Annotated in this window: 19 protein-coding genes; 3 read left to right on the plus strand and 16 right to left on the minus strand. The window is 42.5% G+C overall.

Annotated elements, in window-relative coordinates:
* Positions 1-46 precede the first annotated feature (46 nt).
* Both LAQ65_RS03190 and LAQ65_RS03195 read left to right on the plus strand, forming a co-directional pair.
* On the plus strand, positions 47-1,198 hold the full coding sequence (locus LAQ65_RS03190) for a Gfo/Idh/MocA family protein (RefSeq protein ID WP_224115490.1): 1,152 nt from the start codon (positions 47-49) through the stop codon (positions 1,196-1,198).
* A gap of 9 nt (positions 1,199-1,207) precedes the next feature.
* On the plus strand, positions 1,208-1,948 hold the full coding sequence (locus LAQ65_RS03195; protein ID WP_224115491.1) for a 3-keto-disaccharide hydrolase: 741 nt from the start codon (positions 1,208-1,210) through the stop codon (positions 1,946-1,948).
* A 35-nt stretch (positions 1,949-1,983) separates the two neighbouring features.
* Here the strand turns inward: LAQ65_RS03195 and LAQ65_RS03200 are convergent, their stop codons facing one another.
* The 5 genes from LAQ65_RS03200 to LAQ65_RS03220 form a co-directional block, all read right to left on the minus strand.
* Entirely contained in the window at positions 1,984-3,375 is a 1,392-nt protein-coding gene (locus tag LAQ65_RS03200; RefSeq protein WP_224115492.1) for a DUF2231 domain-containing protein, read from the minus strand.
* A gap of 5 nt (positions 3,376-3,380) precedes the next feature.
* On the minus strand, positions 3,381-4,307 hold the full coding sequence (locus LAQ65_RS03205; RefSeq protein WP_224115493.1) for a beta-propeller domain-containing protein: 927 nt from the start codon (positions 4,305-4,307) through the stop codon (positions 3,381-3,383).
* Positions 4,304-5,767 (minus strand): DUF1501 domain-containing protein, encoded by a 1,464-nt coding sequence (locus LAQ65_RS03210; protein ID WP_224115494.1) that lies wholly within the window; start codon positions 5,765-5,767, stop codon positions 4,304-4,306. Before LAQ65_RS03210 ends, LAQ65_RS03205 begins: the two co-directional genes overlap by 4 nt.
* Before the next feature lie 2 nt (positions 5,768-5,769).
* Positions 5,770-8,781 (minus strand): PSD1 and planctomycete cytochrome C domain-containing protein, encoded by a 3,012-nt coding sequence (locus tag LAQ65_RS03215; RefSeq protein WP_224115495.1) that lies wholly within the window; start codon positions 8,779-8,781, stop codon positions 5,770-5,772.
* An 89-nt stretch (positions 8,782-8,870) separates the two neighbouring features.
* Entirely contained in the window at positions 8,871-9,818 is a 948-nt protein-coding gene (locus LAQ65_RS03220) for a glycoside hydrolase family protein (protein ID WP_224115496.1), read from the minus strand.
* Between the two features lie 165 nt (positions 9,819-9,983).
* Between LAQ65_RS03220 and LAQ65_RS03225 the strand changes: the two genes are divergently transcribed.
* Positions 9,984-11,162, plus strand: a complete 1,179-nt coding sequence (locus LAQ65_RS03225) for a hypothetical protein (RefSeq protein ID WP_224115497.1) — start codon at positions 9,984-9,986, stop codon at positions 11,160-11,162.
* A gap of 29 nt (positions 11,163-11,191) precedes the next feature.
* Here LAQ65_RS03225 and LAQ65_RS03230 read toward each other — a convergent pair whose 3' ends face one another.
* The 11 genes from LAQ65_RS03230 to LAQ65_RS03280 all read right to left on the minus strand — a co-directional run bounded on the left by LAQ65_RS03230 (position 11,192) and on the right by LAQ65_RS03280 (position 19,221).
* Positions 11,192-12,031, minus strand: coding sequence for a pirin family protein (locus LAQ65_RS03230; RefSeq protein WP_224115498.1), 840 nt, complete (start codon positions 12,029-12,031; stop codon positions 11,192-11,194).
* A 5-nt stretch (positions 12,032-12,036) separates the two neighbouring features.
* Positions 12,037-12,330 carry a hypothetical protein gene (locus tag LAQ65_RS03235; RefSeq protein ID WP_224115499.1) on the minus strand — a complete coding sequence of 98 codons (294 nt, stop codon included), beginning with the start codon at positions 12,328-12,330 and terminating at the stop codon, positions 12,037-12,039.
* A gap of 74 nt (positions 12,331-12,404) precedes the next feature.
* Positions 12,405-13,157: an SDR family NAD(P)-dependent oxidoreductase gene (locus LAQ65_RS03240; RefSeq protein ID WP_224115500.1), complete on the minus strand. Its 753-nt coding sequence runs from the start codon at positions 13,155-13,157 to the stop codon at positions 12,405-12,407.
* A gap of 112 nt (positions 13,158-13,269) precedes the next feature.
* A complete protein-coding gene (ygiD, locus tag LAQ65_RS03245) occupies positions 13,270-14,118 on the minus strand; it encodes a 4,5-DOPA-extradiol-dioxygenase (RefSeq protein ID WP_224115501.1) in 849 nt (282 codons plus the stop codon).
* Positions 14,119-14,148: 30 nt separating this feature from the next.
* On the minus strand, positions 14,149-14,619 hold the full coding sequence (locus LAQ65_RS03250; RefSeq protein ID WP_224115502.1) for a DoxX family protein: 471 nt from the start codon (positions 14,617-14,619) through the stop codon (positions 14,149-14,151).
* A gap of 28 nt (positions 14,620-14,647) precedes the next feature.
* Positions 14,648-15,220, minus strand: a complete 573-nt coding sequence (locus tag LAQ65_RS03255; protein ID WP_224115503.1) for a YceI family protein — start codon at positions 15,218-15,220, stop codon at positions 14,648-14,650.
* 38 nt (positions 15,221-15,258) lie between these two features.
* Positions 15,259-15,879, minus strand: a complete 621-nt coding sequence (locus LAQ65_RS03260; protein WP_224115504.1) for an NADPH-dependent F420 reductase — start codon at positions 15,877-15,879, stop codon at positions 15,259-15,261.
* 115 nt (positions 15,880-15,994) lie between these two features.
* Entirely contained in the window at positions 15,995-16,573 is a 579-nt protein-coding gene (locus LAQ65_RS03265) for a Crp/Fnr family transcriptional regulator (RefSeq protein WP_224115505.1), read from the minus strand.
* Between the two features lie 8 nt (positions 16,574-16,581).
* Positions 16,582-17,334 (minus strand): DUF3667 domain-containing protein, encoded by a 753-nt coding sequence (locus LAQ65_RS03270; RefSeq protein WP_224115506.1) that lies wholly within the window; start codon positions 17,332-17,334, stop codon positions 16,582-16,584.
* Positions 17,335-17,381: 47 nt separating this feature from the next.
* Entirely contained in the window at positions 17,382-17,996 is a 615-nt protein-coding gene (locus LAQ65_RS03275) for an outer membrane beta-barrel protein (RefSeq protein ID WP_224115507.1), read from the minus strand.
* Positions 17,983-19,221 carry a glycerophosphodiester phosphodiesterase gene (locus LAQ65_RS03280; protein ID WP_224115508.1) on the minus strand — a complete coding sequence of 413 codons (1,239 nt, stop codon included), beginning with the start codon at positions 19,219-19,221 and terminating at the stop codon, positions 17,983-17,985. The genes LAQ65_RS03275 and LAQ65_RS03280 overlap by 14 nt, the downstream gene beginning before the upstream one ends.
* Positions 19,222-19,244 lie beyond the last annotated feature (23 nt).

The raw sequence follows: 19,244 nt of genomic DNA on the forward strand, positions 1-19,244 counted from the left end.
ATGCATAACTCATAAATATCAATACTACCTTTTAATTTAATAAAAGATGGCCCAGAAAAAACAATTAAGAATCGGACTGATAGGTTGCGGCTTCATGGGAAGAACCCATTCAAATGGCTACAACAGGATAGCTAATTTCTTTCCCGAACTTGCATTTACACCTGTTTTGCAGGCGGCTTGTGCGCGTAATGAAGAAAAGGCCCGTGCATTTGCTGCGCAGTGGGGCTATGCTTCTTTCGAAACAGACTGGAGAAAAATGGTTGCCAGGGATGATATTGATGCGATCGATATATGTACACCGAACGATACCCATGCTGAAATTGCTATTGCCGCCGCGGCCGCAGGCAAAATGATACTCTGCGAAAAGCCACTTGCCAGATCATTGGAGGAATCACAAAAAATGGTTGATGCAGTGGAGAAAGCAGGTGTAAAAAATACAGTGTATTATAATTACCGCCGCATTCCCGCAGTAACCCTGGCCAAACAAATTATTGATTCCGGCAAACTGGGAAAAATATACCATTACCGTGCAAATTTCCTGCAGGACTGGACCATCAATGCAGAACTTCCGCAGGGCGGGGAGGGCTTATGGCGCATGGATGCTGCTGTTTCAGGATCCGGGGTTTTGGGCGACCTGTTGTCGCATTGTATTGATACTGCAATATGGCTGAATGGTGGCATTAAAGATGTTTCTGCTATGACGGAAACATTTGTAAAGGAACGCACCCATCAGTTAACCGGTAAAAAAGAACCTGTAACAATTGATGATGCCTGTGCCATTATGTGCCATTTTAATAATGGGTCACTAGGACTTTTCGAATCAACCCGTTACGCGCGTGGACATAAAGCTGAATATACTTTTGAGATCAATGGCGCCAATGCTTCCATTGCCTGGAACCTGCATGACCTGAACCGGCTGCAGTTTTTTGATAATTCAGATGAGTCTATTTTGAAAGGTTGGAGGTCTATCCATGTTACCGATGGCGACCAGCCATATATGAACAGGTGGTGGGTACCCGGCCTGGGAATTGGTTACGAACATTCCTTCATTCACCAGGTGGCCGATTTCTTTAAGGGCCTTGAAACCGGCGAAGACTGCTCGCCAACATTTAAAGAAGCCTATGAAACAGAAAAAGTTTGCGAAGCAGTTTTGCAATCAGCAGCTACAGGATCCTGGAAAGCAACAAATAATTTATAAAAAACAATCATGAAATATCTATCAATTCCTGCAGCCATCCTAATTGTAACCGTAATGGCCAGTTGTAATAACCCGGCACCTAAAGAAAAAGAAGCTGAAACAGCTACCAGTGATACCGCTGCTGCTACACCTGGTTTTGTTCCCATTTTTGACGGAAAATCTTTTGCGGGCTGGGAAGGTGACACCAGCTTCTGGCATATTGAAAACGGGGTGTTAACCGGACTGGAAACAAAAGACCATAAACTCAAAACGAACACTTTTATGATCTGGAAAGGCGGTGAACCGTCTGATTTTGAATTCAAAGCAGAATACCGGATCAGTTCAGGTGGTAACAGCGGTGTTCAGTACCGCAGTGAATTGGTGAAGGACATTCCTTATGCCTTGAAAGGGTACCAGGCTGATATCGATGGGGCCGATGTGTATACCGGCCAGAACTATGAAGAAAGGGGCCGCGGGTTTTTGGCTATGCGCGGACAGATTGCTACCATTCCTACAAATGAAAAGCCTGTGATCACAGGCTCATTAGGCAACCCCGATTCCTTGAAATTGAAAATACATCCCAACGACTGGAATGAGCTGCACCTGGTTGTAAAAGGAAACCATATGCTGCATTATGTTAATGGGGTTTTGATGAGCGAAACAACCGATAACGACACCATTAACCGCAAAGATAAAGGCCTCATTGGGTTGCAGCTGCACGTAATGGATGATATGAAAGTGGAGTACAGGAACATACAGCTGAAGCAGTAAAAGCAATATTATATTTCAAAAGGGGGCAGTTATTTTTAATTGTCCCCTTTTATTTTATACACTATTTCAAGGTCTTTTTTCGGGACTTTAAAAGTATCCATCTTCAATGTGTCAACGGCAGTTTCCCAAACGTATAATTTTTTAAGATTTGGCAAAGCCATTAAAGCAGTAATGCTGCTATCTGAAATAGCCGTACCATATAAATTCAGGTATTCTAGTTTTGATAAACCCAGGAGGTACCCTATCCCTTTATCAGAAATTTTGTTCCTGCTAAGGTTAAGCTTGTAAAGGTTTGAAAGGCTTCCGATTTCTTTTAAGTCATCATCTGAAATGCCGCAATCTGTAAGCTTCAACCAGACTAATTGTTCTTTTAGTAGTTTCAGGTCTTTAACCTTTGGGGGCTCATTTGAATTCCCGTTCCGATTTACTTCATAAAGGTGTTTATCCCTTGTAAGCTGGTTAACCAGGTAGCCATCCTGTAATAAGGTTTTTATGGCTTCAGGACTTTCAGGCGGCGCCGTAAAGTCCAGGATTTCATCCCTTCCGATCTGGAAGAAATCCCCTAAGATATCCTGCATTTTCTTATTCGGATGCAAGTCGCCAATCATGGCTTGTTTTTGTGCACCGTTTTCAATCCACCATTCCAGGATAGCTACCTGTTCTTCAGTTAGCGGTTTTTTTCCACCAGTTGGCATAAACTCTTTATGGTCCTGGGGAAGTGTTATCCTTCTGAAGATTTCACTGGTAGCAAGGTTTCCTGGTGTAATACCTTCGCGCGTTTTGCCGCCTGCAAATATTTCGTCATAAGAAGTCAGGAGCAAGCCCCCTTTTTTCTTTTCCTTATTATGGCAACTGGTGCACTTCGATTGTATAATCGGCAATACGGCATCATTAAAAATATCAGCAGAATCAAGTGATGTTACCTTTCTTTTTACCGGATGGTTTTCAACCGTACCTGGCGAAAAACCAAATAGTGATTTTGGTGCGAATTCAGAAAGGTATTCATTGCCATGGGTAAGTGAACCACCAAGATGTCCCGTAACAATAAGGCTGATTGAAGTGAACAGTATAAAAATCAAATATACCGGCCGGTTGGATTTTTTGAAACTGGAAAAATTTTGCCTGTTCAGGAAAAAACCAATCAGCGACAGTATAATTAAGGTGAACCCGCCGAACCGATGCCAAAACAAGGTACTCTCATTATACCCGCCCCCAAGTGACAATGAGTATCCTAATAAAACCGACACGATGGTACTAAAGGCCGTCAGTAACCAGATAAATGGAATGAAGTTTTTGAAATGTTCAAACCGTTTTCCAGGTATTAGGATTTCTAATAAAACAGCCAATGTCAGGAACCCTATTGGCAGGTGGACAACAAGGGAATGAAACCGTCCTAAAAAAATAAAAATATCCGGGATTGGCTCCATGGTCATTATTTAAGCGGAATACCTGAAAGGGGAACGCCATTAGTTGAGAGTACCTGGAAATCATGCACCTTGTGCCCGCTATAATTCCAAACCATCTCTTTGTTTTTGTTGACTTCAAATAGTTTTATGCCTTCCGGGGCGCCATAGCTGGCAATAACTGTATTCCCGTTTGGCAACCTTTGTGCGCCACACGGATCTTTAAAAGGTTTTCCCTCCAGGTCATCATTGGATATTTTCCACACCACTTTCCCTTTCCGGTTTAATTCTACAACCTTGTTGCCATGCGTCAGCGTTACCAAAGTATTTCCATTCTGCAGCCGTATTGCCGTAAAGGGCCAGTTTTCCGCTTCCCTTCCGCCAAGCTCAGGCAGGTCTGTTTTAAATACGTTCACTACCTGGCCGGTTGGGGAATATTCCTTTACCGCAAAGGCTAATAAATGGGGGACAAGGTAATTACCATTTGGAAGTTTCCTGGCCATCCGCGTTTGCATATGGATGTTATCAGTTTCCGGTTGCAATATGATTGATGAAACAATATTCCCCTGTTGATCCACTTCCAGTAACCTTGGGTTTTTCCCTGACTCTGTAATGAGCGTATTGCCATTATCTAACCTCACAGCGGTTCCCAATTCATTTTCCGGTGCAGACTTTTTAAAAGTAAAAATCACTTTCTTGTCATGGTCAAATTCAAGTACCTCATCCCCCCAGCAAATGAGGATGTTGCCATTTGGAAGGACATAGCCATCCCTTGCCGCCGCCTTTTCAGCTTTCCATATTTCCTCACCGCCTTCACCTATAATTCCGGTGAAATCCGGACCTGCAATAAAGACGGAATGGGTAATGGGGGATTGGCCATAAACTTCAGAAACAATAAAAAGCCATAAGGGCAATGCAAAGAGGTACGGGATCAAATTCTTCTTTAAGCGAATCATGATAATATTTCTTTTATAACATTTCCATGTACATCCGTCAGGCGAAAATCACGCCCGCCAAAATGAAAGGTCAATTGTTTATGGTCAATACCTAATAAATAAAGCATGGTGGCATGCAGGTCGTGGATAGTGACCGGATTTTCAATTACCCGGTATCCATATTCATCTGTTTTCCCGAAAATTGTTCCGCGTTTAATTCCTGCACCTGCCATCCACATACTGAAGGCTGAAGGATTATGGTCGCGACCATCCAGACCCTGTGCAAATGGTGTCCGGCCAAACTCACCGGTAAATACCACCAGGGTTTCATCCAGTAAGCCCCGCATTTTCAGGTCTTTTATTAATCCGGCAATCGGCTGGTCTACAGCATGTGCATTATTTTCATGGCCCGACTTCAGGTTGGAATGCTGATCCCAACGGTCAGCACCATTGCCTACGGAAGGACAGGTTAATTCAATGAACCGTACCCCTCTTTCAATTAACCTCCTGGCCAGCAGGCATTGCGAGCCATAGCTCCTTGTATGAAGGTCTGGTGAGTTGAGTCCATACAGGTTTTTTGTGGCTTCAGTTTCTGTCCCAAACTGTGTCAGTTCAGGAATGGATGATTGCATTTTGTAGGCCAGCTCATAGTTTGAAATAGCTGATTCAATTTCATCCGCGCCACCCAGGCTGGATAAAAGGTGGTTGTCCATCTTTTTCAGGAAGGCCAGCTTTTCATCCTGGATTCCCTGGGTGGAATCAGCCGGCCTTATATTGGCCACAGGCTCTGCGCCGGCACGAAGAATAGAAGCCTGGTAAGTAGCGGGAAGAAAACCATTTTTAAAATTGTCTAACCCGCCAGGTGGTATTAATCCACCATCAAGAACAACATACCCCGGAAGGTTATTGTTTTCGCTGCCGAGCCCGTAATTGACCCAGGCGCCCATGCTGGGCCTGCCCTGCAAGCCACTTCCTGTATGCAAAAAATAATTGGCGCTGGTATGTTCAGGGAAATTGGAAACCATTGATCGTATCATCACCATATCATCTGTACATGTGGCAATATGCGGAAACAACTCACTAACATCCATTCCTGATTCACCATATTTTTTAAAGCTCCAGGGACTCTTTAATATTTTTCCGACATTCCCGAATTGCGTTGCATCTACCTTGAATTTTTTACCAGGGTCTTCGCCGTTTTCTTTTTCAAGCCTTGGTTTAGGATCAAAAGAATCAACCTGTGAAACTCCACCGTCCATATACAGGAAAATGATGTTTTTTGCTTTCGGTACAAAGTTGGGTAGCGGGTTGCTGCCTGAAAGTTTTTTAACCAGGTCTGACTGTGATTGATCAAATAAAGAACAACCGGGAATACTGCCGAATAAACTAAGCAAGGCAAGTGAGCCAAAGCCGGCCTTGCACATGCCCAGCATTTCCCTTCGGGTAACCGGCCTGTATATTGGGTGTTTTTGTTGTACCATATCTAGTTCAGGTATATAAATTCTTTTAAGTTGAACACTGAATGGATATAATCTTTCCAGAGATGTATATCTCCATCCATGTTTCCCCCTTTTAATTTGTATATAGTCGCCAGGTGTTGGATAAGTTCTTTTGCAGCGCCAATTTCTTCCATAGATGCCGTTCGGGACACAGTTCTTTTATATATCCATTGTACCCTGTTTTCGAATGAAAGGTTTTTAGCAGCCACCAGCTTTTTTGCCATTGTTTCCGCTTCCGTTACGACAAATGGATCATTTAAAAGGATAAGTGACTGTGAGGGTACATTGGTAACATTCCTTTTTCCAAAAGATGTAAAAGGGATAGGCCGGTCAAAAGTGGTCATCATAGGATCAAGGAAGTTACGTCGAACTTCCAGGTAAATGCTCCTGCGGCCATAACCATCTAATGGGCCGGAGTTTTCCGGTTTGCCCCTGCCATTCATAAAGCTTGTGATATGGGTGGGAACAGGTGGGCCATACATGGTGGTGTCCAGTTTTCCGGATGCTGAAAGAATTGCATCACGGATGGCTTCAGCTTCAAGTCTTTTGATGGGGAAATGCGATAAGTACAAATTATTCGGATCAGTTTTCCTGGCCTCGTCACCAGGCTGTACACTTCTTTTAAAAACGTTGGATAATAAAATGGCCCTTATCGTTTTCTTAATTGAAAAACCATCCCTTTGAAATTTAATGGCCAGGTAGTCGAGCAATTCCGGATTAGTGGGGAGTTTTCCCTGCATTCCAAAATTGTCAACCGTTTCAACGATGCCTTTACCGAAAAGATGGTGCCAGATCCGGTTTACCATTACACGCGCTGTAAGCGGGTTTGCCGGGTTAGCAATAGATTGTGCCAATTGCAGCCGGCCACTACCTTTCTCATTGTATATGGCATTCGCAGGCCGTAAAGCCGAAAGGAAGGCCCTTTCAACTGGTTTATCTGAAAGTTGCTTATAACTTCCGCGGATGAAAACCGGGCTGTTTTTCGCATATCCATCGGTTACCGCACTTATAAATTCTATCGAATCTTTAAGTGTTGCAGCCTGTTTTTCTTTTTGCTTCAGCAGGCTGACTAATTCATGCATATCAGCAGGCAGGCTTTGCTTGCGGATTAATGTATTAATTGCACTGATCTCCCGGGAACTGGATTTGAAATGGATCCAGTTATCAAGAGCGGTTTGCAGATCTGTTGGTTGTCCATAGAACTGGTATGGCGGCTCGGTCCATTTGTCATTAAAGGCTATCGCATATTTCACTTCAACATAAGCACCTGTTGGCATTTTAAATACATGGCTTTCAAAATATCCAGGCAGGATCTCTATATAAGCTTTCTGGCCCTTCCATGGCGAAACGTCGAATTGGTAATTCTTCCAGCCCGCTGAATCAACGTGCTGGTCCATGCCCCCATAAATAGGGTATTGGATCAATTGGAAATTATCTATGACTATCCTGACAGAGGCATCCTTTCCCAGCGCGCGTAGCCCGATGAAATTTTTATCAATGATAAAGTCCGGAGATCGCAATGCCCCAAAAATGCCCGTCCCAATGATCCTGCTGGAGGCCTTTCCATCTTCGAGCGAAACAATTTTATTTTGTCTGTCAAACACCGGATCACCCAGGGTTGTTTTGTTGCTGAAAGCCATACCATCAGATTTCCATTCGCCTAATCCATTTTCCCTGAAATCCCCGAGTACTGTTGTTTCATTCGTTTTTTCTGTTGGTAATGTTGGGGGGATAACGGAAACCCTTTCTGCTTTTTTTGCAAGTCCATTGATCCATTTTGCTGCGATGATCGCACGCATGGAATCTTTCTCACTTCCCAATAACTGGATAGTGCCGGATTGGTGTGCCGTATTCGCAGGAACAGGCGAAAACCTGGTTCCTTCAATAATGCCAAACATGGAATAATAGTCCTTGGTACTGATGGGATCAAATTTATGGTCGTGGCACCTCGCACATGAAATCGTTAATCCCTGGAAGGCTTTCCCGGTTACATCAATGATATTATCAATCCTGTCGGCTTCATCCTGGCGAACATCAACCGGACTATGAGTGCCTTCTCCCATGGTATAAAATACCGTCGCCACCCGTGATTCGTTTTCACCACTTGCCTGGTTGATCCTTTGGTTATTCAATAAATCACCGGCAAGTTGTTCCCTGATTAGCTGGTCATAGGGGAGATCGTCATTAAATGCCCTGATCAAATAATCCCGGTATCTCCAGGCGCCTGAAATAGTATAATCAAATTCGTGGCCTTTAGTTTCAGCATACCTTACCATGTCCATCCAATGCCTTGCCCATCGTTCACCGAAATGAGGGGAACCTAAATAACGGTCGACCATTTGCTCATATCCGCCGGGACTTTTATCTGCCATAAATTCATCTACGGCTTCAGGTGTCGGCGGTAAGCCTGTTAATAAATAGGAGACCCTCCTGATCAGGGAAGTTTTACCTGCTTCAGGGGAAGCTTTCAAACCATTTTGTTCCAGTTTTTTATTGATGAAATGGTCAATGCCTTCATTCTCCTTTTCCTGCAGGACTGCTTCATCGGAAATGGTTGGTGGGATAAATGACCAGTGTTGTTTCCATTCAGCACCCTGGTCAATCCACTTTTCAATCAGTGCCCTTTCCCTTTTCGTTAACTGTAAATTTGATTCCGGTGTCGGCATCATTATTTCAGGATCCTTATGGTTGATCCGGAAGATCATTGTGCTTTTGTCGGCATGACCCGGCGAAATCGCTTTAGTGCCTTCCTTGGACAATGCTGTAGCCCCTTCATAAGTATCAAGGCGCAAATTCCCTTTGCGACTGCTTGAATCCGGTCCATGGCATAAATAGCATTTTTGTACAAGGATTGGCCGGATATCATAATTAAAATCAACTGTATCCGGAAGGGCGGGGGAATAATTTTGCTGGCAGCTTAGGAAAAATACAACCGGTAGCGCTAATAAAATCAGGGTAGCCAGTATTTTATAATTTATGGCACTGCGCAGCTGCATTTGGTTTTATTATTTCAGGTAAAATACCCAACATCTATTAAAATATCTGGTAATATTTTTACTATTTCTAATTCATTTTGAACATCCTTTTATCGGGTATTATCAGGGAAATGAACCGCAACTTTTTCATGCATGGAATATAACCGGTATTGTTTACCATCAAAGACCAGTATGGGGCTTGACTTATTTTCCTGTAGGATAGGGTTGCCGGGAAATTTTTTCCAGTGCACCAGGTCTGTTGAAGCAGCAACGCAACTAGTCCAGTTCTTACTGGTATCAGTAGCTAATGCATGGTAATAACCATAATATTTTCCATCGTATTTAATGACCTGGTTCATGGCTACCTGTGCTTTATCATATAGTTCCGGGCCCAGGGCGATGACTGGTTCATCCTGCACGTTGGTCCACGTTTTAAGGTCAGTAGATGTCGCAAGCCAGATGCCCATGTCGCCACGCTCATAGAACAAATACCATTTGCCATTTTCCAGCCAGATAGCCGGTGTTCCATAAGCGCCCTCGCTTAGTGGTTTGCCATTAGTGTAGCGGATATCCAGGTTGCCTTGTTCGGTCCAGTGAATGCGGTCAGTGGAGATGAGCATATGGGCGATATCATTCCGTCCTTCGGCAAACATATAATAGGAACTACCTGATTTAATGACGGTCATGTCTTCCACCCAGTCAGTTTTCAAAAGGGGGTTGCCGCCATACCTGGTCCATGTGAGTCCATCAGGTGAAGTGGCGTACCCCAGGTGCATTACAGTGTCTCCTTTATCGCGATACCCCGTATACCACATATGGTACAAACTATCTTCTTTAAGAATATACCCTCTTTCACGGATATGCTGGTCCCAGGTATCACCGCCAGTACCCGTAAATACAGGATTCTTTTCATAGGCTTTGAAATTGGTGAGTACGGCAGGAAATACCAGGCTGTCGATAGTATATAAAGGTTGTTGTTTTTTGCCGGCCTGGTCATTGCATCCGGCGATCAAAAATCTTAGCGCGATATAACAGGCGGTATACCAGTTGCAGGTCATGGTTTTTGGTTTTTGGGGAATAAATAGTTATAACCTGTCATTTTCAATGTTCAATATTCTATATGACGAATGTCATAGTGCAAGTATTATCCTCTTCGTATTTTAAAGCAATAAGAATTCGTAATATTAATATCATTATTCTATTTCCCCGTTAAAATTTAAGAAATGGCAACAAACCATTACAGGACAGAAGAGTTTTATATATCTGAAGGAGGGCCTTATCATAATGCAATTATGAAAATGCATTTACACAACAGGGTGTTTAAATTAGCCTTGTTGATTTTATGCATTACCTGGCTGCCATTGGTCATCATTACTTTTTTTGAAGGAACATTGTATACCGGAGTTCAACTTCCCTTCCTTAAAGACGTTGATATGCAGGCGCGGATCCTGGTGGCAATGCCTATGTTGGTTTTGATAAAGCGCATTATTGACATTAAAGTTGCAAAAGTTGTAGACTACCTGCCCCACTCATTGCTAAGTCCAGAGGAATGGCAAGGGCAATTCACTTCTGTACTTGACAGGGTAAGAAAAGTTATAAATTCAAAATATATTGAAATTGCCTTATTACTGACAATAGTAACAATTAATGTTTTTTTTAATGGCAGTTTTGTATTTAATCTTGAAGATACCACAACATCCTGGAGGGTCAGGACTGCGCCTGGAATCCATGAAGTAAGTATTGCAGCTCGTTGGGCTTTTTATGTTTCGGTGCCTGTTTTTCAATTTCTTTTTGTGAGGTGGTTATTGAGATATTTTATTTGGGTATGGTTATTATACCGGTTATCCAAAACAAACCTTAACCTGGTGGTGACTCATGCTGACCGCTCTGGTGGTTTGGGTATCTTATCGCTGGCACAGCAAGGTTTTATGTATATTTTTGTGGCGCTGGGTATTGTAGTGTCAGGCGAATTTATTACACAACTTCTTATTGATCCCGCCGCCTTTCCTGCTATCAGGAATGAAGCAATGGGATATATTATCCTTTGTATTTTATTAATAATCCTTCCGCTGTTTTTTTTCAATAATAAATTATTGAATTTAAAACACGAGGCACAATTCAAAATGAGCGATCTCTCTGCAGATTTAAGCCGGGAATTTGAAAAACATTGGTTAAGTGATTTGCCAATTGGCGAACGATTGGTTGGTAAGGAGGCAAATTCATCAATGTTGATCGATTATCAGAGTATGTATGACGTACTATTGCAGCTTCGCACTGTTCCTGTTAACTTAAGAGATATCATTGCTATGGCAGTATTACTTTTTATACCCTTTTTGCCCATCCTGGTTATACATTTTTCGGTTGCAGAATTGGTGTCAAAAATTGTCGGCATGGTGGTATAAAATACAACCCGGCAGATCCCTTTTGTGCATCAGAATTTTCCATTTCGATAATCCTGGTAGGCCTGCCTGATCTCAGTTTCTGTATTCATAACAAAGGGGCCCTGTGCAACAATCGGTTCATTTAAAGGCAGTGCATGCCCAAACAGGATGATGCTGTCTTCTGATGCTTCTATTTTAATTGCATCTCCATCATTATTAAATTCTACCAATTGGTGGATTTGCGCCTCATGTCCATTTACCATTACTTTTCCTTTTACTACATAAAAGAAAATATTTCTTGCTGGGTTAATTGAGGTGTTATAAGTTCCGCCTGGCTTAAGGAAAATAGTGGCTAGCTGGATATCAACCAGGGGGCTAAATGCGCCTTTGGTATCTTCCCAGTTTCCAGAGATCACCTGGATAGTAACTTTGCCATTATCGAGGGAAATTTCGGGGATCTCATTTTTTTGGAGGCCGGTATATTTGGGTGCTGTCATTTTTAATTTGGCCGGCAGGTTCACCCATAATTGAAGTATTTCTAAAGGGCCTCCGTTTTTCATGAATTCCGGCGAAGAAACTTCGGCGTGGATCAATCCTTTGCCAGCTGTCATCCATTGCACACCGCCTTCTTTAATGATGCTTTCAGAGCCACCACTGTCATTATGGGAAAGGTCTCCCTGGAGTATAAAAGTCACAGTTTCAAATCCACGGTGCGGATGTGGACCAAATGGTAACCCCCTGTTATTTTTCGGGTATACCTGATAGCCATGGTGATTCAAAAACAGGAAAGGGTCAATATGGTCAATCGAGTTCGTTGGTAGCGCACGATAAGTCACGAGGTCGGCAATGGGTGCATTTTCGGCCAGGTGAATTTTTTTGATTGTCCTCATCCGCCTCAGTTTTCATCCAGGTTACTGTGGTTGTCGCCACCCAGGCTGTAATAATTATTTTCTTCATCTTCTTCCCCTATGTTTTCATCCGAATCGTCTAATTCGGTACCAGGTATATCAAGGTCTTCATCCAGTGAAGGGTCAGTTTTTTTTCCTTCTATCCCGATATGGCCGTCTGAATCTATAGGTTCTTTCTTTTCATTGTTGTAAATATCCTCATCTGCTGAATAGACAGGATTGCCGGGTAATTGTTCCTTATCCTGGGCAGGGGCTTCCTTTTTGTTTGGCTTCTTATCCATATCAAAAAATTATGTACCTAAATTTACTGACTTTAATGGTCATTAAATTGTTATTTCCAGGAAGATGTAACCTGTTATTGGGCGAGGTAGCCGCCATCAACGTTATAATAGGCACCTGTAACGAATGAAGCTTTATCTGAATTAAGCCATAAAGCCAGTTCAGCTACTTCTTCAGCAGTTCCCAATCTTCCAATAGGGTGAAGTGCGGCTAATGCTTTCAAAGTTGGCTCATCCAGGGATTTGCTCAATAATGGCGTCATTATATAACCCGGACCAATAGAATTTATCCGGATATTCTGGTTGGCATATTCCAGCGCAGAGGCTTCTGTGAGGCCTATAACACCATGTTTGGCTGCCACATAAGCGGCCGATCCTTTTGCGCCTACTTTACCCAGGATGGAAGCAATATTCACAATGCTGCCTCCACCGGAAGAAAGTATTGCCGGGATCTGGTAACGAAGGCCATAAAATACACCAGAGAGATTTATTGAAATTACTTTGTCCCAGCCATCAATGGGATATTCGCCAACAAATTGGATAGGACCGCCAATACCGGCATTGTTAACGGCAATATGCAATCCGCCAAATTTTTTAACTGCTTGCGCTACAACATTTTTCCCGTCTTCAGGTTTTGATGTGTCCGCTTTTACAAAAATAGCTTCCCCGCCTTTCGCAGTTATTTGCGCTACAGTTTCATTTCCACCTTTTTCATCAACATCGGAAGCAACAATTTTTGCACCCTCTGTTGCATATAACAGCGCAATGGCCCTGCCAATACCAGAGCCTGCCCCGGTAATAATGGCTACTTTATTGTTTAAACTTTTCATAACAATGGTTTTATATTCAACAACCTGAAAATGAATGGTAAAAGGTTTTCCGTAACAGAAAAAGCAGTTACTATAATTTACGACTTATTTTCAAGTCTGCGATAATATATTTTCAATTAACCTGTGCCTGGCCCAACCTGACTGAAGTCATTGTCAGTGCTCCTGCAACTGCCCTGTCATTAAAGAAGGAAACACCATCGCCAGCGCCTTTTAATCCTAATGTATACAATAGTGGCAGGTAATGTTCTGGAGTGGGAATGGAAAGCAGGGCATCTCTTCCTAAACCGGCGTAATTGATAAGTGATTTATGGTCGCCATTTGCAATCAGGGTTTTAAAAGTTTCATTCATTTTCAATGCCCAGTCATATCCAAATCCCGGTTCATCTAATTTATCCCAGGCTACCATCCTCAGGTTATGGACCATATTACCGCTTCCGATAATCAGCACGCCTTTTTTCCTCAAATCAAATAACTCCTTTGCCAATTCATAATGGTACTGTGGACTTTTTGTATAATCAATGCTTAATTGCAGGACGGGGATATTGGCCTCCGGGTACATGTGCCTTACTACCGTCCAGGCACCATGGTCAAGTCCCCAGTCATGATCCAGTTCCGCTTTTACGGAATGAATAAGAGAAGCGGTTTCCATTGCCAGTACCGGATTGCCGGGTGCTTTATATTGTACGTCGTACAAGGCTTTCGGGAAACCTCCAAAATCATGGATCGTTTTCGGGAAGTCCATAGCAGTTACCAGTGTGCCTTTGCTCAACCAGTGGGCTGATATTACGAGCACTGCTGATGGGGTAGGGATTTCTTTTGCAAGCTGCGTCCAGCGCTGGCTGAATTCATTGTCCTGGATTCCGTTCATTGGGGAACCATGACCAACAAATAAGACTGGCATCAGGTGTTCCTGCTCCGGCAGGTCACTTGTAAATTTATTAAATGATGATATTGTAGTCATAGTTGTAGATTGAAATGTTTTACATACATATTAACTATAGATACTTATAGTAGGATCTTCAATGGTTTTGTGGTTGTAAGCAGGCTTCTGTAACCTTTGTGTTAAAAGGTTGTCGATGGAATATTTGCCACTACCTTTTAAGAGTAAAATAATATAGGCAACCAGGTAAAGCACTGCTAATTCTTTTATTGCAAACGGATCTGCTGCATGGATATAAAATACTGCCACCAACATGGTTATAATCAGTGGGATCACAGCAAGTCTTGTTCCAAACCCGATAAGGATTAACAGGGAACAAAATACTTCAGAGAATACAGCAATGGAAAGCGACGAAGTTGCATCCAGGCCGAATAAGGCAGGGAACTGGACATTACCTGAAAGCAGGGATGCGAATTTTGGAATGCCATGGCTTAACATTAAAGCTGCAATAAGAATTCTTAAGAGTAACACAGCAATATCCGATATTGCTGTGTTATGGTTTACGTTAAACAGGGATTTCATGTCTGATGAATTTTATTATTTGATAAGTTTAGTTTTTTGCGAATTCTCCGTCTGCCTTGATCGTTACTTTATCACTGATCATAGGAGCGGGGAAGCCCGGACCTACATTAAAGTCAGACCTGTTTATGGTGCCTGATAGTTGGAACCCGGCAACTTTCGCCTTGGACATAGGGTTTTCGGTTGTTCCCCTGTAGGTAAGGTCCATGGTTACTTGTTTGGTAACACCGTGAATGGTCAGGTTGCCTGTAACGATGAATTTATCTTTACCGTTTTCTTTCAGCGAAGTGCTTTTGAAATTTATTGTCGGGTATTTCGCAGCATCAAAGAAATCGGCGCTTTTCAGGTGGTTGTTCCTTGCTTCAACCCTTGTATCAATGGAGGCAACATTTGCCGTTAATTCAAAAACTGCATCGCTGAAATCTGGCTTTGAAGAAGTAACAATGGCTTCAAAATCATTGAAAGTGCCGGATACATCTGAGATGCCGAGGTGTGTTACTGTAAAGCCTAATTGGGAATGCGGCTTGTCATTTTTCCAGGTATCCAATGTTGTAAATGCTGTTAATGCTAAAACTGCCGAAAGAATAATTGTGAACTTTTTCATTTTTATTTTATTTATGGTTTTGAGAGAAATGGGAAATTTTACTTGTTTAATTGAAGGATCTTTATAAGCTGCATATTTTCCAATATCCTGCTTGCTGAAAGGTCACCGGCAATGATTGGATAGAATCCTGCCGTATTTACTAATTCACTCACTATTTCAAGTGCTTCCGGATCATTGCCTGCAATAAAAGAGCCTGTATGTGTGGCAGCAGGTACTGTTTTTGGAAAATCAGCTGCGAAAATGGTATTGAAGGCTTTAATCACTTTTGAGTGGGGAAGTAGCTTTTGTAATTCTTCTGCCGCACTGCTGCCGGGTGGTGTAACCAATCCGTCGAATGTATCATTCAGGGGGTTGGCTATACTGATGACGATTTTCTGGTTTGCCACTTCCTTTATTCGGTCAGCCACTTCTTTTTCTGCCGGATAAGGAATGGCTGAAATGATGATATCCGCTTCCCAACTCGCCGTGTAGCTACAGGTAATAGGAGCAACATCAGCATCCGGATGCAACCGGAGAATAGTTAGCTCCAATTTTTTTAATTTACTCTCATCCTTACCAAAAAGCAGTAAACGGTAATTGCCTTTAGCGAGGCTTTTGGAGATGGCCGATCCCATATTTCCTGTGGCTCCGATGATGGCTATTGTTTGCCTGGTTTGCATATCAATATTTAATTTGATACTGCAAAGCTACAATGGCAGGCAGGCCTCATCCATTGTGTTAAGGCAAGAAATTACGTTGACATTTGTCAATGAAAACGTTTGACGAAAAGCAAGGTTATTTTGATTTTATTTTCCTGCGGGCACGGCTTAAGGTTTCAGGCGTGAGTCCCATATGGGAAGCGATCATGTGCTGGGGAAATCGCTGAACAAGTTCGGGGTAGAGCTGGGTAAAATTGGCATACCTTTCTTCAGGCGACAAGGTGTTTACTGAAGTAAGCCGCTTTTGCAATGCAAGGTAAGCACCTGTTACCTGCAGCCGGAGATATGTTTCGTATTTGGGCAGCTTCCGTAGTAATTCTTCGTGGGCAGATTTGCTGAGCAGAACTAATTCGGAATCTTCCACAGCATCTATATTGTAAGTGGCAGGTTCGCCGGTCAGGAAACTGTACAAATCAGAAATTGTCCAGCCTTCGATAGCAAACTGGATTATTTGTTCATTACCATTTTCGGCGATTGAATATTCCCTCAAAGCACCTTTCTCTACAAAGGCAATTGATTTGCAAACATCGCCTTCCTGCAGCAGGTATTGTTTCCTGCGAAGTTTTTTGGGAGTGAGGTATGTTTTAATCATTTCCTCCTCCTCGTGGGTAAGGGGAACCTTTTCATTGAATTTCCGGAAGAATAACTCGTACATGCAGCAATTTAAATCAGGTTTTCAAGTTGGATCCATGCTATTGGAAGGTATTCCAGCATTACCCAGCCAATTAATGCAGTTAGCATAGCCCCGCTGATTAACCGGACCCAAAAGTAACGCAAGTGGATCCGTTTAAAAAAATCAAAGGAGAACCAGAAGTTATATAGCGAGGAAAGAATGGCCTGCCATAAAAAAACATCGGTAGACAAAATGTCGACTTTTAAAACAGCACCAAATAAAATATCGCTCACCAACAACATCATAAAATAGGTGCCGCCACCGAAAATTGAAACGGCTACAATTTCCGGGAAATTAAACCTTGGCTTGCCTAACAACAAATATTCTATCAATGAGGAAACTATAACAAGTGGTATAAGAAATAGGGTAAAATGCTTTCTTAACAAGGCGTTGGCATGATCGCGCAAATTATATGCAACAAGACTTAGTTCAGTGAGCTGGTAATGGTAATGATTTACGACAAGGTTATGGATTATAATATAAATGCCTGTCCAGATGAGAAAGTAACTAATTGGTTTTTGGTATTTTTTTCTCTTCCCTGCTAAATAATTTAAAGAAGTCTGGCCTGGCCTGATTATAAAATTCCAGGTTGTATACAAAAACCCTTTTTCAAGGTGCGTGAAAAAATGAAATGTTTCTTCCGCTAAAACCGGGACAGTGATTTTTTGGACAGTAGATTTCTGTCCGCAATTCGGACAGAAATTCCCTTCAAATGACTCGCCGCAATTTAAACAGGTAATCAAGGCGAAAAATTTGCTTAAATATAATTAAAAAAATCGCGGCTTAACTTTTACCATTCCATAAACTTCCAGCGAAGCTGGATTTGAAGAGACATGGAGACATCTTTCGTTTCAAAAGCATTCAATAATTTTATTTCTCCTGCTAAACCGACTTTATCATTGATGGGATATTCATAAGATCCGGCGGCCATCCAGCCCACGCTGAAAGTTTTTGATTTTGTCTGTCCTTCATAATCAAGTTTTGAAGTAATAAAATAGCCGCCGGGACCTGCAAAAATATTAATGCGTTTTGTAATTGGCATAGAGAATACAAGCAGCAGCGGAACTGCCTGTACAACTACATTACCGGATATCGAATCCTGGATTTTATAGGAATAAAAATTTGTAATTCCTGTTTCAAGCCCGACTTTTAGCAGGTGATCAGGGTACCACATAACTCTTAAGGTTCCCGTTGGATGTATCCTGGAAACCTGTGATTTTACATCAGAGGGCGTACCGGGATTTGCCAGGTAAAAGGAAACTCCCCCGCCGGCAAAGACATTCAGGGAATATATCCCCCTTTTACCTTCTGCTTCAATACCGCTTTTGTCCTGCGCCATGGAAGGGACATGAATGAATTGCAGCAATACTATCCAACTGATGCAGTATAGGTTATTCTTTGACATAATAATAATAGGCAACTAGTGATGGATAATTTGAAAGGATCCCATTGAAATAACCCTCATTGATAAATTGACTTATGTAATCAGGAACATCAAGCGTCCATACAAAAGCCCTTCGACCTTCCGCCTGTACCTGCTTTACAAGATCGTTTTGCAGTCCTAAAGTCCACCGTGGAGCCCATACCTGGGCATTTATATCAACTACATCCTCAGGCGATAGTTCGCATGCGGAGGGGATAGAATCATAATTGGGTAATTCCTTGAATTTGGCCAATTGATCCTCTCCGGGCAGGCCGATGACTATTTCAAGGGAACGTCCCATGGCTTTGGCTTTTTGCAGGTATTCAGCTTGTAAATTCCTCATCGAAGTAAGTGAATCATCATGTTTTGTATCCAGCCATACAAAATGCAGATTCGTATTATTTAAAACCGTTTCCAAAGCCTGCCTTAAAGTGGGAATCTTTTCACCATCAATTAATGAAACCAGGCTGTTTAATTGCGCATAACTATAATCCTCAATAGCACCTACCAGTCCGTTTTTTTGGATAAGCCTAAGGTTAAGGGTGTTATCATGATAAAGAATCGGAACGCCATCCCTGGTGAGCCTGACATCTAATTCAATGCCGGTTGCACCTAGCTGGCTGGCATATTTAATCATTCCGATTGAATTTTCTGAATACGGCATATGGTCGGAAGTCCGACCGCCTGATCGATGGGCCAGTATTTCTAAAGGGGTCCCTTTATATACTGGCCTTTGGTAAGTAAGGACCAATTTATTGGATGGTGAATCCTGGCCATTGCCAAACATTCCACTTATCACAATACTGTCTTTGCCAATTTCCGGAAGCGGGCTTAGCAGTTGCTTGGCACCATTGTTTGCGCCAATACTAAACCGGGCAATACCTGTTTGCGTATTGGTGAGCTTCCGCCAATATCCATTTAAAAGAATGGAATCCCCCAGTACTTTACCTTCTACAGTAAAATAGGCGATGTCTTTGGAACAAAAAACAGACAGGTAATAGGTTGTGTCCAATCCCTCTGCCACATAGCTCCACTTCAATACGACCTGCTCGCCAAAAACGGATGCGCCATCGGTAACTTTATAAATGCCTTCCATGGCTTCGCGGCTTTGCTTTGGCATGGGGTTGGCGCCAGGTGAATCAAATAATGGCCAGTCTGTATCCGGCACAGGTGCTTCAAGCTCTTTCCTGCAGGAAAATAGCGCCATGGATAAACATAATATGAAGCAGT

Source organism: Flavihumibacter profundi, from assembly GCF_020076305.1.
GTDB lineage: Bacteria > Bacteroidota > Bacteroidia > Chitinophagales > Chitinophagaceae > Flavihumibacter > Flavihumibacter profundi.